We start from the raw sequence: 12,551 nt of genomic DNA, 5'->3' as shown, positions 1-12,551 counted from the left end.
GACAACAGCGCTACGAAGAACAACAGCGCCAACGAAATATCGCCGCACTCAAGCGCCGCGCCGCCGCGCTCGGTTTCCAGATTAACCCGTTGCAGGCAGCCGCATGAAAACGGTCGCCTTCAGTTCTGTTTCTTGAGAGCCAGCCAGGTTCCGGGGCCTGCCGGCTGCCTATTTGCCGGAGGCTGCGGCTCGCCGGCTTTCACGTTTATAGAGATGCAGTTGTTCGTTGTCACGTCGATCGGGGGGACGGCCTCCCTCCCAGACCTGCCGCCAGCCGTCCTCCGCTGCGGCGCCTTCCCTGGATGAGCCGTGGATTAGGCGCAGGTCGCAGTTTCTGCCGGCAACGGATTTGGCGGGAACGGTGCGTATGCTCTGGAAGTAGTCGAGCGAGGCAAGGACCGAGTCGGCGAGGTTGACGCTGGCGATGCATGCGTACCGCTCGGGCAGTGTCCTGGCCAGTGACGCCGCTGCCTGACGGTAGGTCTTGTTGTGGTCGATCCAGGGCATCCAGAGGGTGGCCACCAACAGCCAGAACAGCGTCAGGCCGGCCATCCAGTGCATGATCCCGCGCATCGGCGAGCGGGGCGTGGTGACAATCAGCCAACCCCAGACCAGCGTCGCCAACAGTGCCGGGCCGGCGGCCAGAGGGCTGAATTCGCCCACGAAGCCGGGCGCCAGCCGAATGGAGTGGCGTGCAAGTCTTTCCGGCCAACCGAAGAGCATCGCATACCAGCCGAACCAGGCGAGCAGGGCAAAGATGCTGAAGGTGATCATGCCGAACCAGTCAAAGGCGTTGGCCGCGCCGCGACGCAGGGAAGTCACGCCAGGCACCGCCATCAGAACCAAGGGTGGGAGCAGCAGCAAGGCCGGAGCGCTGCGCGCGCCAAACCAGACGCTGATCAAGAGCAACGTGACCAGGAAGGCGAAGATCGGCAAGGCCATTGGCGTTGTTGTGAGATATCGGCGCCTGGCCCAAAGCGCCCATGCGGCGAGCGGGAAAGCTGGCCATGCGTACCACGGAAGCATGGCCAGCAGGCGCGGTAGGTTGAGCCAGGGCTGGGCGGTGCCGGCAAGCTGGGTCCACTCCACTTGCCAGACAGCTGCAAGGTAGCCGGGCTGGCTGACCGACAGGGCAAGCAACCAACTGCCACCCAGGATGCCGGCGGCCAGCAGTGAACCCAGCAGCAGGAGGGTCGATCTCTGGCGGTTGTCCGAACGCCAGGCGACGAAAGCGGCTACGGGGAGCAGGGGCAACATGGCTGCCAGGCCATTGCTGAGAAAGCCGAGGCCGAGAGCGGTGCCGAAGAACGTGGCGCCACGCAGCGGCCGCCGGTCGAGTTGTGCCAGTCCACAATAGGCCGCCGCATGCGCGGTCAGCGTGGCCAGCATCGGTTGCGCCTCATGGGCGTGGAACAGGAAGCCGATGCTGCCGGCCAGCAGCAGGGGGGCAGCGGGCGCCTGTTCGCGACCGTGCAATTCGCGCGCGGCAAGGAGAATGAAGCTCAGGGCGAGCAGTGTGAACAGTCCGCTGGCGATGCGCGCACCATCATGTAGCGGCAATAGCCAGGACAGGAGGTGGCCGCTGCCCGCCGCCACCCAGTAGTACAGAGGAGCGTCGGGGTAGGGTCGTCCGGCGAGTCCCGGCATGAGCCAGTGGCCGCTGGAGACCATGTCATGGACGATGCCGATGGTTACCGCATCGTCATTCTTCCACGGGTCGTGGCCGATCAGTCCGGTCAGGACATAGAGCGCGAGCAGGATCGCCAGAGTCCACCCGCTGGGTGGCAAGGTGATTCCGCGCAAGCGAGGCTGCGCCGCGTGATCCGACATCGGGAGGCTGTTGCCAATGAACCCTGGTTGGCGGAAACGAAAAAGGCAGCCAGGGGCTGCCTTCTTCTTCGACCCCGCCGCTCGACCTAGGCTGGCTTGCGCATCGCACCGTACTTCTGATTGAATTTCTCGACGCGCCCGGCGGTATCGATGATCTTCTGCTTGCCGGTGTAGAAAGGATGACAGGCCGAGCATACTTCGACGTGCAGCGCCTTTTTCATCGTCGAGCGGGTGGTGAAGACGTTGCCGCAGGAGCAGGTCACCGTGATTTCACCGTAGGCAGGATGGATTTTGTCTTTCATTTGATGCTTTTCCCGTAGGTTATATCTGGCCGGCCATTGCGAGGAGACGCTGCCCGCGAGACGAGGAATCCGTAAAAACAATAATTATCGACGATTTCTCCGCCATCTGCAATCGGCTTGGGTGGCTCGATGGTTTGGAACGGTGCGGCGCACGCTGTTGTCTGACCAGACGATCGGCGAGACGGGCGGAGCCGTGTTCAGCGGCGCATCGAGTCGAAAAACTCGGCGTTGTTCTTGGTGGCCTTGATCTTGTCGAGCAGAAACTCCATCGCTTCGAGGTCGTCCATGTTGTAGAGCAGTTTGCGCAGGACCCACATCTTTTGCAGCACGTCCGGCTTGAGCAGCAGTTCTTCGCGGCGGGTGCCCGAGCGGTTGACGTTGATCGCCGGGTACACCCGCTTTTCGGCCATCCGGCGGTCCAGGTGGATCTCCATGTTGCCGGTGCCTTTGAACTCTTCGTAGATCACGTCGTCCATCCGGCTACCGGTGTCGATCAGCGCGGTTGCGATGATCGTCAAGGAGCCACCCTCCTCGATGTTGCGCGCCGCGCCAAAGAAGCGCTTGGGCTTCTGCAGCGCATTGGCGTCCACGCCGCCGGTCAGCACCTTGCCGGAGGCTGGCTGGACGGTATTGTAAGCACGCGCCAGGCGGGTGATCGAATCCAGGAGGATGACCACGTCGCGTTTGTGTTCGATCAGGCGTTTGGCCTTTTCGATGACCATCTCGGCCACCTGTACATGACGGGTGGCCGGTTCGTCGAAGGTCGAGGCAACGACCTCGCCGCGTACCGAGCGCGTCATTTCGGTGACTTCCTCGGGACGTTCGTCGATCAGCAGGACGATTACCGTCACATCCGGGTGGTTGGTGGTGATGGCGTGGGCAATGTGCTGCATCATCACGGTCTTGCCGCTCTTCGGGCTGGCCACCAGCAGTCCGCGCTGGCCTTTCCCGATCGGTGCAATGATGTCGATGATGCGACTGGTGATGTTTTCTTCGCCGCGGATGTCGCGCTCGAGGTGCAGATGCTCCGCCGGGTGCAGGGGCGTCAGGTTCTCGAAGAGAATCTTGTTCTTCGATGCCTCCGGTGCTTCGCCATTGATCCGGTCTACCTTGACCAGGGCGAAGTAGCGCTCCCCGTCTTTCGGCGTACGGATTTCTCCCTCGATCGTGTCGCCGGTATGCAGGTTGAAGCGTCTGATCTGGCTCGGGCTGACATAAATGTCATCCGTGCTGGCCAGGTACGAGGTGTCCGGTGAACGCAGGAAGCCGAAACCGTCGGACAGCGTTTCGAGGGTGCCGTCGCCAAAGATGCTTTCGCCCTTGCGGGCCTGATTCTTCAGCAGCGCGAAGATCAGTTCATGCTTGCGCAACCGGTTCGCACCCTCGATGTTGTTATTGACTGCCATATCGAGGAGCTGGCTTACATGGAGTGCTTTGAGTTCGGATAGGTGCATGTGCTGAAGACTAAGGAGGGAAAAACCACACGCGCTGTGCGCGCCGCCGCGTCGGTAACGCGAACCGGGAGGAGGGCCGTGGGGTCGGCGAGGGCGGTTGCCAAAGGGAGAGGGTGCCTGAAGGTTCTATGCCGGCTGGCGACTTGCTGCGGGGCAGCCATTGCCCCTCGGGAACCTTCAGACCGGGAGGGTATCCACTTTACAGATTACTGTCAATGAAGGTGATCAGTTGCCCCCTCGACAGGGCACCGACTTTGGTCGCCTCGACGTTGCCGTTCTTGAACAGCATGAGGGTCGGAATGCCGCGGATGCCGTAGCTCGCCGGAACCTTCTGATTGTCGTCGATATTGAGTTTGACCACCTTCAGGCGACCCGCATAGTCAGTGGCGATGTCGTCGAGCAGTGGCGCAATCATCTTGCAGGGTCCGCACCATTCGGCCCAGTAATCGACGAGAACAGGTGTTGCCGATTGCAGTACATCGGCAGCGAAGCTGTCGTCCGTGACGTGATGGATGTGTTCGTTCATTGAAAGCCTCATGCTGGATCGGGGAAGGAGTGCGTCGTGGCGGTGGCTGGCAAGGCTCGTAGAGACTCGGTTCCGGGCGGCCAGCTTGGCAATGCTAGCGAAAAAATCCCGTCAAGGGAAGCAGTGGCCCTGTCTCGTGGGCTTCAACTAGGCTATAGTCCCTTGCATTTCAACCCAGCCTGCAGAAGTGTGACCATGACGTACGTTGTTACCGAGAACTGTATCAAATGCAAGTTTACCGATTGTGTGGACGTCTGTCCGGTCGACTGCTTCCATGAGGGTCCGAACTTTCTGGTCATCGATCCCGAGGAGTGCATCGATTGCACTCTGTGCGTCCCCGAATGTCCGGCGGAAGCAATTTATGCCGAGGACGACGTGCCGGACGCACAACGTCGCTTCATTGCGCTCAATGCCGAGCTGGCACAGACCTGGCCGGTGATCGTCGAGCGCAAGGAGCCACTCGACGATGCCGATGAGTGGAACAACAAGCCCGACAAGCTGCAGTACCTGAAGCGCTGACTCGCGCTCCGCTTGCTTCTGCTTTCCGGCAAGCGCTGGGGAGACACTCGAGCCGGCTCGTCAGGCAATCGGCGTCGGATGGCGTGGTTGCCTGACCGTTTGCGCCCAGGTGTGCACCCGCCCGGCGGGCGTCGTGCGAGCAGTGTTCGCGCCGGTGCTCGCAGCAAGAAATCCTTTAGAATGAAGCCTGCCGCATTGATCATGCCGCTTTTGCCTGCGGGCAGACCGCAGGTGCTTGACAGCAGGCGACCGGCTGGAAGTTTTCATACAGACAAGGTAACTCAGGAGGAGAGCAGTGGAAAAGATTTGGCTGAAGAGCTATCAGGAGGGAGTTCCCGCCGAGGTGAACTTGAACGAGTTCCAGTCCCTTGGCGAACTTTTCGAGAAGAGTGTCGCGCAGTACCGTGATCGCGTCGCTTATATCAACATGGGCGCCGAGCTGACCTACGGTGAACTCGACAAGCTGTCGCGTGACTTTGCTGCCTATCTGCAGTCGGTTCTCAAGTTGCCCCAGGGGGCGCGGGTGGCGGTAATGATGCCGAATGTCCTGCAGTATCCGATCTGCATTTTCGGCGCGCTGCGTGCGGGCTACGTCGTGGTCAACGTCAACCCGCTGTACACGCCGCGCGAGCTGGAGCATCAGCTCAAGGATGCGGGGGCCGAGGTGATCGTCATTCTCGAGAATTTTGCGGTCACCCTCGAACAGGTGCTGGCGAGGACGCCGGTCAAACACATCGTGGTGGCGCGCCTCGGTGACATGCTCGGCTTTCCCAAGGGAGCGGTGGTCAACTTCGTCGTCAAGTATGTCAAGAAGATGGTTCCCGCCTGGAGTCTGCCGCGCGCGGTGGACTTCCGGACGGCTCTTGGCAAGGGAGCGTCGGCCGAGCTGAAGGCGGTCAACGTGACGCAGGAAGATCTCGCCTTCCTGCAGTACACGGGTGGCACGACCGGCCTTTCGAAGGGAGCCATGCTGGTTCATCGCAACATGCTGGCCAATCTGGCCCAGGCGCATGCCTGGATCAAGCCGGAGCTGGGCGACGAGCAGCACATGGTGGTCACTGCACTGCCGCTTTACCATATCTTCGCGCTGACGGCGAACTGCTTCACCTTTTTCAAGATCGGGGCCAGCAATCTGCTGATCACCAATCCACGCGACATCCCCGGTTTCGTGAATGAGCTTGCCAAGCATCCGTTTACCGTCATTACCGGGGTCAACACCCTGTTCAACGCATTGTTGAACAACGCTGCCTTCTGCGCACTCGACTTCAGCAAACTCAGGGTATCGTTCGGCGGCGGCATGGCTGTGCAGAAAGCGGTTGCCGAAAAGTGGAAACAGGTGACCGGCAGGCCGCTGATCGAGGCCTATGGTCTGACCGAGACCTCGCCTGCCGCGACCATCAATCCACTCAACATTCCGGCCTATACCGGCAGCATCGGGGTGCCGATATCCTCCACCGAGGTCGCCATTCGCAATGACGCAGGAGCAGACCTGCCCCTGGGTGAGAGCGGTGAGCTGTGCATACGCGGCCCGCAGGTGATGAAGGGTTATTACAATCGTCCGGAAGAAACCGCCAAGGTGATCATGCCCGACGGCTTCCTGCTGACCGGGGACATTGCCGTGATGGACGAGAAGGGCTTTGTCCGTATCGTTGACCGCAAGAAGGACATGATCCTGGTATCGGGCTTCAACGTATACCCGAACGAGGTGGAGGATGTCGTGGCGCAACACCCTGGAGTCCTGGAGGTGGCTGCGGTCGGCGTGCCACACGACAAATCCGGCGAGACGGTCAAGATTTTTGTCGTAAAGAAGGATCCGGCACTCAGCGCCGAGGCCTTGATCGCCCATTGTAGGGAACACCTGACGGGCTACAAGGTTCCCGGCCAGGTGGAGTTTCGCAGCGAACTGCCGAAAACCAACGTCGGCAAAATCCTGCGTCGCGAACTGCGCGACGAAGTGCTGAAGAAAGCCTGATTCGCACAATGAGATGGGGCGGCGCCATTCTGCGAATGGCATCTGCTGGCCGGGACTAGCGCGCTGAATCCTTTGCTGCGTACTGCTGTAGCAATTCGGTGGTCAGTGGGTGCTTGTTGCGCGAGGCGTAGAAGAGCGGCGTATTGCCGCTCTTGTCCTTGCTCTTCGGGTCCGCACCGTGTTCGATGAGGACTCGCGCGACCCTCGGCTGACCGGTTGCGGCGGCCAGATGGAGTGGTGTTTGCCCGGTGTCGGTCGCGGCGTTCACATCAGCTTTCCTGGCCAGCAGGAACTCCACCTCTTGCCTGCCACCGGCCAGCACTGCTGCATGCAGCGGGGTCATGCCGATCCGGTCCCGGGCTTCGATGTTCGCGCCACCGGCAAGCAGTTGTTCGCTTGCCCGGGTACGGCCGTAGAAGGCCGCCATGTGCAGTGGCGTCCTGCCCAGCGCATCGCTGGCGTCGACTTCGGGATTTCCTTCGAGCAGTGTCTTGATCGCTGCCAGATCGCCGCGACTCGCCGCCTTGGCCAGCGGTGATGCGGCGGTCGCAACGTCGTCAAGGCCGGGCGTCGCGGGCCGTTGGGCCTTGATGCCGGCCTCATCGGGCGCCCTGCCGCAGCCGGCGATGCTCAACGCGAGTCCGCAGGTGACCAGCAGTGTGGTGTAGTAAGGCGTAGATTTCTTCATGTCGGAAATTCTCCTGCCGGGATGAAGCTTCCGTCTGCTTCAGCCGGGATTCCGGGTCGCTGGTACGGGGACTGGGGCAGTAGCTGCAGGCAGGTCCCAGGGGCGAGGTGCAGGCAGATGTCGAGACGAAGCCTGGCGGCGATTGGCGTCCATCTTACCATCGCTGCTGCAGGCTGCGTTCGCCGGCTGCCCGATCACTGGGCAGCCAGGTTCCGGGGCAAGGCAGCGCCCCACAGAGGTCTGGGGCAGCGCCTGCAACACTCGGTGACGGGTTTCCGGACCAGCCGCACCGTTCACCGGGCGCTCGCGCTGACGAGCCGATCCACCCTGCAGCGGATCACGATGATGTCTGCGGTTGGCCGGCACTGCCCGGGAAGCGATCGAGATGGAGATAGACCACCGGTGTCAGGTAGAGCGTCAGGAACTGCGAGACGAGCAATCCACCCACCACCGCCAAGCCAAGGGGCTGCCGGACTTCGCCGCCGGCCCCGCTACCGAGGGCGATCGGCAGCGTGCCGACCAGCGCTGCCATGGTGGTCATCATGATCGGCCGAAAGCGGGTCAGGCAGGCGTGGAAAATCGCTTCGCTGGCCGCGACCCCCGCCTGTCGCTGCTGCACCAGGGCAAAGTCGATCATCATGATTGCGTTCTTCTTGACGATGCCGATCAGCATGATGATGCCGACGAAAGCATAGAGGCTCAGATCAGCACCAAGGAGCAGCAGGGTCAACAGCGCGCCGAGTCCGGCTGACGGTAGGCCCGAGAGGATGGTCAAGGGGTGAATGAAACTCTCGTAGAGAATGCCGAGCACCAGGTATACAACGAGAATCGCCACCAGCAGCAGGACACCCAGGCCTTGCAGGGAGGACTGGAAGGCTTGGGCGGTCCCTTGCAGACTGGTGTTCAGCGAAACCGGAATGCGTATTTCCTGCTCCAGTGCCTTGATGCGGTCGACCGCTTGTCCCAGCGATACCCCCGGCAGCAGGTTGAAGGAAATCGTGACCGATGGCAACTGGCCCTGATGATTCACCGTCAGGGCCTGGGTCTTCTGGCTGAAGCGCGTGATCGCATCGAGCGGAACGAGTTTGCCACTGCTGCTGCGAACGTGCAGGCGGGACAGGGATTCCGGCGTTGCCTGATACTCCGGAGCCACTTCGAGAATCACCTGATACTGATTGCTCGAGCCATAGATGGTGGACACCTGACGTGCGCTGAAAGCGCTCTGCAAAGCATCCTCGACCTGCCCGTAGCCGAGGCCGAGAGTGCCCAGGCGGTCGCGGTCAATATCCAGCGCCACTACCGGGCTGCGGTTGTTGAGGTTGTTGGTCACGTCGATGAAGCCCGCCAGTTGCCGAATCCGGTCGGTCAGCAGAGCGGTCCATTGATACAATTCTCCGAGGTCGGTGTCCTGCAGGGTGTACTGATACTGGGCAGCGGTGAGCTGGCCCCCGATCCGGATGACCGGCGGATTTTGCAGGTAGGCCTTGATCCCTGGAACGGCTGCCAGTTTTGGCCGCAAACGCTGAATGATTTCATCCGGTGACGAACTGCGGGCGTGCCGTGGTTTGAGAATCATGAACAGGGTTCCCGTATTCGCCGTCGGTCGGATCCCGCCGGCGCCGACGGAGGACATGAACGAGTGGATATCGGGCTCCGCAGCGACGATCTCGGCCAGTGCACGCTGATGCTGGACCATGGAGGCAAAAGAGATGTCCTGCGCGCCTTCGGTGAAAGCGATGATCTGGCCGCTATCGCCGCCGGGCAGGAAATCCTTCGGCACCGACACGAAGAGCAGGCCGGTGAGCAGCAGGGTCGCCAGGAGGCTGGCGAGGACGCTTCTCGGATGGGTCATTGCCTGCCTGAGCGTACGTCCATAAGCGGCTTGCAGGGCGGCAAAGAAACGCTCGAAGAGCCGGAAGAGGTTCCCGTGCGCCTGTCCGTCGGTGTGCCTGAGGTAGCGGCTGCAGAGCATTGGCGTAAGGGTCAGCGAAACGAAACCGGAGATCAGGATCGCGACGCAGATGGTCACCGCGAACTCGTGCAGAAGGCGGCCGACGATGCCGCGCATGAACAATACCGGAATGAAAACAGCTACCAGCGAGACGGTCATCGAAATGATCGTGAAGCCGATCTCGCGTGCTCCCTTGATCGCTGCGGTGAAGGCTGTCTCGCCCTGCTCCATGTGGCGCACGATATTCTCCAGCATGACGATCGCGTCATCGACGACGAAGCCGACCGACAGGGTCAGCGCGAGCAGGGAAATGTTGTTCAGGCTGTAGCCGAGGATCGACATCGCGCCAAATGTTCCGACGATCGAAATGGGCAGGGCCAGACTCGGGATCAGGGTGGCCGACAGGTTGCGCAGGAACAGCAGGATGACCAGCAGCACCAGGAAGCCGGCGAGAAGCAGGGTGAACTGGACGTCCTCGATGGCTTCCCGGATCGATACGCTGCGGTCGAACAGTATCTTCATCTCGATCGCCGCCGGCAGCTTCGACTGAAACGCCGGCAGTACCCGCCGGATGGCCTCGACCGTTTCAACCGTATTGGCGCCCGGCTGGCGCTGGATAGCCAGGACGATGGCACGCTTGTCAACGTTCCAGCTGGCGATCCTCTTGTTCTCGACGCTGTCGACCGGTGTCGCAACATCTTCCAGGCGGACCGCTGCGCCGTTGCGCCAGACGACGATCAGTGGCCGGTAGTCAGCCGCTGTAAGCAACTGCCCGCGGTCCTTGATGGCAAAGCTTTGTTGCTTGCCGTCCAGTTGCCCGATTGGCTGATTGACGTTGTTCTGGGCCACCGCCTGTTGCACTTCGTCGATGCCGATACGCCGGCTGGCGAGCTGGTCGGGGTTGGCCTGTATCCGAACAGCAAATTTCTGGGAACCGAAAATCTGTACCTGTGCGACGCCGGAGATGGTTGACAGGTGCTGGGCGAGCTGGGTTTCCGCGTATTCGTTTACCAGGGACAACGGCAGCGTCGGTGACGACATGGCGATGTAGAAGATCGGCGAGTCTGCCGGGTTTACCTTGCGGAAGGAAGGGGGTGCCGGCAAGCTCGGCGGCAGCCTGCGCAAGGCGGCGGAGATTGCCGCTTGGACATCCTGCGCGGCGGCATCGATGTCGCGGTCAAGCGAGAATTGCAGGGTGATCGAAGTCGAACCCTGCGCGCTGGTCGAGGTCATTGAGTCGAGGCCAGCGATGGTTGAAAACTGTCCTTCGAGTGGCGTGGCGACTGCCGCTGCCATGGTTTCGGGTGAGGCGCCGGGCAGGCTCGCGGTGACCGAAATGGTCGGAAAGTCGACGCTCGGCAGTTCCGCAACGGGTAAGGTACGATAGCCGATAAGACCGAAGATGAGCAGCGCTGCCATCAGCAACGTGGTCATCACCGGACGGCGAATGCAGAGCGCGGGTAGCTCCATCGGGCGCGCTTCAGTTGTCCGGCCCGCTGGCCGGCGATGGCGCGATGCCGGTGCTTGGCGCAAGCGGGCGGGCGAGGTTTGCCTGCACCCGTGTGCCCGGAGCAAGCCTTAGCTGGCCGTCGGTGACCACCGTTTCTCCTGCCGCAACGCCCTTGCCGATGGCGGTCAGCCCGCGGTATCCGGCGTTGACCTCGATGGTTCTGGGTTCGACGGTATTGTCATCGCGAACGACATAGAGAAGCTTGCCCTCGGGGCCCTGCTGTACGGCTTCTGAAGGAACGACCACCGACCCGGTGAGCGTCGCCAGAGTCAAGCTGACATTGAGATACTGCCCGGGCGTCAGAGCTTCGTCGCGATTCTCCAGGACGGCTTTCATCTGGACGGTTCCAGTAGCCGTGTCGACCGCATTGTCGAGGAAGGTGACCGGCGCTGCGAGGCGCTGCGTCGCGTCGCCGGGAAGGCTGATGCTGGCCCGCATGCCGCTGCCCTCGGCCAGTGCCGCGCGCAGGCGGGGCAGATGTTGTTCGGGAATCGCGAAGCTGATGTACAGGGGGCGCACGCGATTGACTACCGCCAGTATGGTGTCGTTGAGCTTGACGGCTGACCCGGGAAAAACCAGGCGTGCGCCGACGACGCCATCGAACGGGGCGCGGATCGTGGTGTAAGAGACTTGCCTTCTGGCCAGCTCGAGTGAGGCCTGGTCGGCCCTCACGGTTGCCGTGGCGGCGGCTTCGATGGTGCGTACTTCGTTTACCTTCTCTTCCGATACGAAGCCACGCCTCCGGAGGGCTTCATAGCGTGTGACATCGGCCCTCGCCTTCGCCAAAAGAGCGACGTCTCTTGCCAGATTGGCCTCGGTTTGCTGCAGTCGTGCCTCGAAATCACCGGCGTCGAGCCTGACCAGAACTTCTCCCTGGCGGACTTTCTGTCCTTCGCCGTAGGGTACCGCAGTGACCTGGCCGTCGAGCCTCGACTTCAGGCTGACGCTTTCGTAAGCTTCGGCCCTGCCCACCACTTCGAGCATGACCGGGATGTCGGCCACTGCTGCCTTCGCCACGATGACCGGTACCGGCGCCACGCTTCTCTCTGCGCCACTGCCCGGCTTGCCGTCGCGGCTGTGCTGAAACCAGTATACGGCGAGGGCGACAGCCGCCGCCAGCACGGCCAGCGAAACGGCAGTTCTTCTTTTCATTGGGCTTGGCCGTGATTGGCCGCAACAAGGACCGAGCCGGGGTGGATGAGCATGCTACCCGGGGTAAATCATTTGCGTGGCGATTGTGTCCGGCTTCCTACGGTCACCTTCAACTGGTCGCGCAGCAACGGCTGTCCATTGCCGGCCAGAAAACTCAAGTCAAGGTCATAGTCGCCGGGGTTGAGGTCAAGGACGGTTTCGGTCTGCCCGTCGCTCAACCGTACGCTCGTCACCAGGGCGCGATTCTTCCTTATATTGAGCAGGAAAAACCCGGTATCGGGGAGGGCAGTCTTTTCCGGCGCGACACCCAGTCCAACCACGCCAAGCTTGAGCAGGAAGGGACTGTCCACCGTTTCGCCATCGCGAATGTTTTTGACATAGACGAGCTTCCCGTCAGGCGGTGGTGTCGACACCTCGTCCTGGTACCATGCCTGGCAGGTCTCGGCGAAGCGCTGCGCATCGATGATCGGCTTCGGCGAGTCCTTGCGGTTGCCGCTTACCTTGATGTTGATCTTTCGACTGAAGACGTAGTACGGGCGATGGTCGTAATCGGCAAAGAGCAGACGCAGGTCATGCGGGCCGGGTGGCAGGTCGAGCACCACGGCGGTCTGACCCTTGCCGAAGTGCCGGTACTTGTCCGAGAAGGG

Annotated in this window: 10 protein-coding genes; 2 read left to right on the top strand and 8 right to left on the bottom strand. The window is 61.7% G+C overall.

Annotated elements, in window-relative coordinates; translation table 11 throughout:
- Positions 1–168 precede the first annotated feature (168 nt).
- The 4 genes from JNK99_RS02605 to trxA all read right to left on the bottom strand — a co-directional run bounded on the left by JNK99_RS02605 (position 169) and on the right by trxA (position 4,112).
- Positions 169–1,830, bottom strand: a complete 1,662-nt coding sequence (locus JNK99_RS02605) for a glycosyltransferase family 39 protein (protein WP_291848205.1) — start codon at positions 1,828–1,830, stop codon at positions 169–171.
- Positions 1,831–1,916: 86 nt separating this feature from the next.
- Complete coding sequence (gene rpmE / locus JNK99_RS02600; RefSeq protein ID WP_291848204.1) at positions 1,917–2,132, bottom strand: 50S ribosomal protein L31; 216 nt, start codon at positions 2,130–2,132, stop codon at positions 1,917–1,919.
- Positions 2,133–2,329: 197 nt separating this feature from the next.
- On the bottom strand, positions 2,330–3,586 hold the full coding sequence (gene rho, locus JNK99_RS02595; protein ID WP_291848203.1) for a transcription termination factor Rho: 1,257 nt from the start codon (positions 3,584–3,586) through the stop codon (positions 2,330–2,332).
- Between the two features lie 199 nt (positions 3,587–3,785).
- Positions 3,786–4,112 carry a thioredoxin TrxA gene (gene trxA, locus JNK99_RS02590; protein ID WP_291848202.1) on the bottom strand — a complete coding sequence of 109 codons (327 nt, stop codon included), beginning with the start codon at positions 4,110–4,112 and terminating at the stop codon, positions 3,786–3,788.
- A gap of 195 nt (positions 4,113–4,307) precedes the next feature.
- On the opposite strand from trxA, the gene fdxA reads away from it, so the two are divergent.
- Complete coding sequence (gene fdxA / locus JNK99_RS02585; RefSeq protein ID WP_291848201.1) at positions 4,308–4,631, top strand: ferredoxin FdxA; 324 nt, start codon at positions 4,308–4,310, stop codon at positions 4,629–4,631.
- 295 nt (positions 4,632–4,926) lie between these two features.
- The gene (gene fadD, locus JNK99_RS02580; RefSeq protein WP_291848200.1) at positions 4,927–6,603 is read left to right on the top strand and encodes a long-chain-fatty-acid--CoA ligase FadD; all 1,677 of its coding nucleotides are present in this window, start codon (positions 4,927–4,929) and stop codon (positions 6,601–6,603) included.
- Between the two features lie 55 nt (positions 6,604–6,658).
- Here the strand turns inward: fadD and JNK99_RS02575 are convergent, their stop codons facing one another.
- From JNK99_RS02575 to JNK99_RS02560, 4 genes are all read right to left on the bottom strand, one after another.
- Entirely contained in the window at positions 6,659–7,291 is a 633-nt protein-coding gene (locus JNK99_RS02575) for an ankyrin repeat domain-containing protein (RefSeq protein WP_291848199.1), read from the bottom strand.
- A gap of 337 nt (positions 7,292–7,628) precedes the next feature.
- Entirely contained in the window at positions 7,629–10,712 is a 3,084-nt protein-coding gene (locus JNK99_RS02570) for an efflux RND transporter permease subunit (protein WP_291848198.1), read from the bottom strand.
- A 10-nt stretch (positions 10,713–10,722) separates the two neighbouring features.
- Positions 10,723–11,904: an efflux RND transporter periplasmic adaptor subunit gene (locus tag JNK99_RS02565; RefSeq protein ID WP_291848197.1), complete on the bottom strand. Its 1,182-nt coding sequence runs from the start codon at positions 11,902–11,904 to the stop codon at positions 10,723–10,725.
- 68 nt (positions 11,905–11,972) lie between these two features.
- The coding region (locus JNK99_RS02560; RefSeq protein ID WP_291848196.1) for a DUF4399 domain-containing protein at positions 11,973–12,551 on the bottom strand (579 nt) is incomplete at its 5' end.

This window comes from Accumulibacter sp., from assembly GCF_016789985.1.
Classification (GTDB): Bacteria; Pseudomonadota; Gammaproteobacteria; order Burkholderiales; family Rhodocyclaceae; genus Accumulibacter.
This window is presented reverse-complemented; position numbering and strand designations above follow the sequence as displayed.

What these genes read in the sequence shown, in the direction of transcription:
- JNK99_RS02605 (WP_291848205.1), bottom strand. Translation starts at nt 1,830, where the DNA reads ATGTCGGATCACGCGGCGCAGCCTCGCTTGCGCGGAATCACCTTGCCA.
- rpmE (WP_291848204.1), bottom strand. Translation starts at nt 2,132, where the DNA reads ATGAAAGACAAAATCCATCCTGCCTACGGTGAAATCACGGTGACCTGC.
- rho (WP_291848203.1), bottom strand. Translation starts at nt 3,586, where the DNA reads ATGCACCTATCCGAACTCAAAGCACTCCATGTAAGCCAGCTCCTCGAT.
- trxA (WP_291848202.1), bottom strand. Translation starts at nt 4,112, where the DNA reads ATGAACGAACACATCCATCACGTCACGGACGACAGCTTCGCTGCCGAT.
- fdxA (WP_291848201.1), top strand. Translation starts at nt 4,308, where the DNA reads ATGACGTACGTTGTTACCGAGAACTGTATCAAATGCAAGTTTACCGAT.
- JNK99_RS02575 (WP_291848199.1), bottom strand. Translation starts at nt 7,291, where the DNA reads ATGAAGAAATCTACGCCTTACTACACCACACTGCTGGTCACCTGCGGA.
- JNK99_RS02570 (WP_291848198.1), bottom strand. Translation starts at nt 10,712, where the DNA reads ATGGAGCTACCCGCGCTCTGCATTCGCCGTCCGGTGATGACCACGTTG.
- JNK99_RS02565 (WP_291848197.1), bottom strand. Translation starts at nt 11,904, where the DNA reads ATGAAAAGAAGAACTGCCGTTTCGCTGGCCGTGCTGGCGGCGGCTGTC.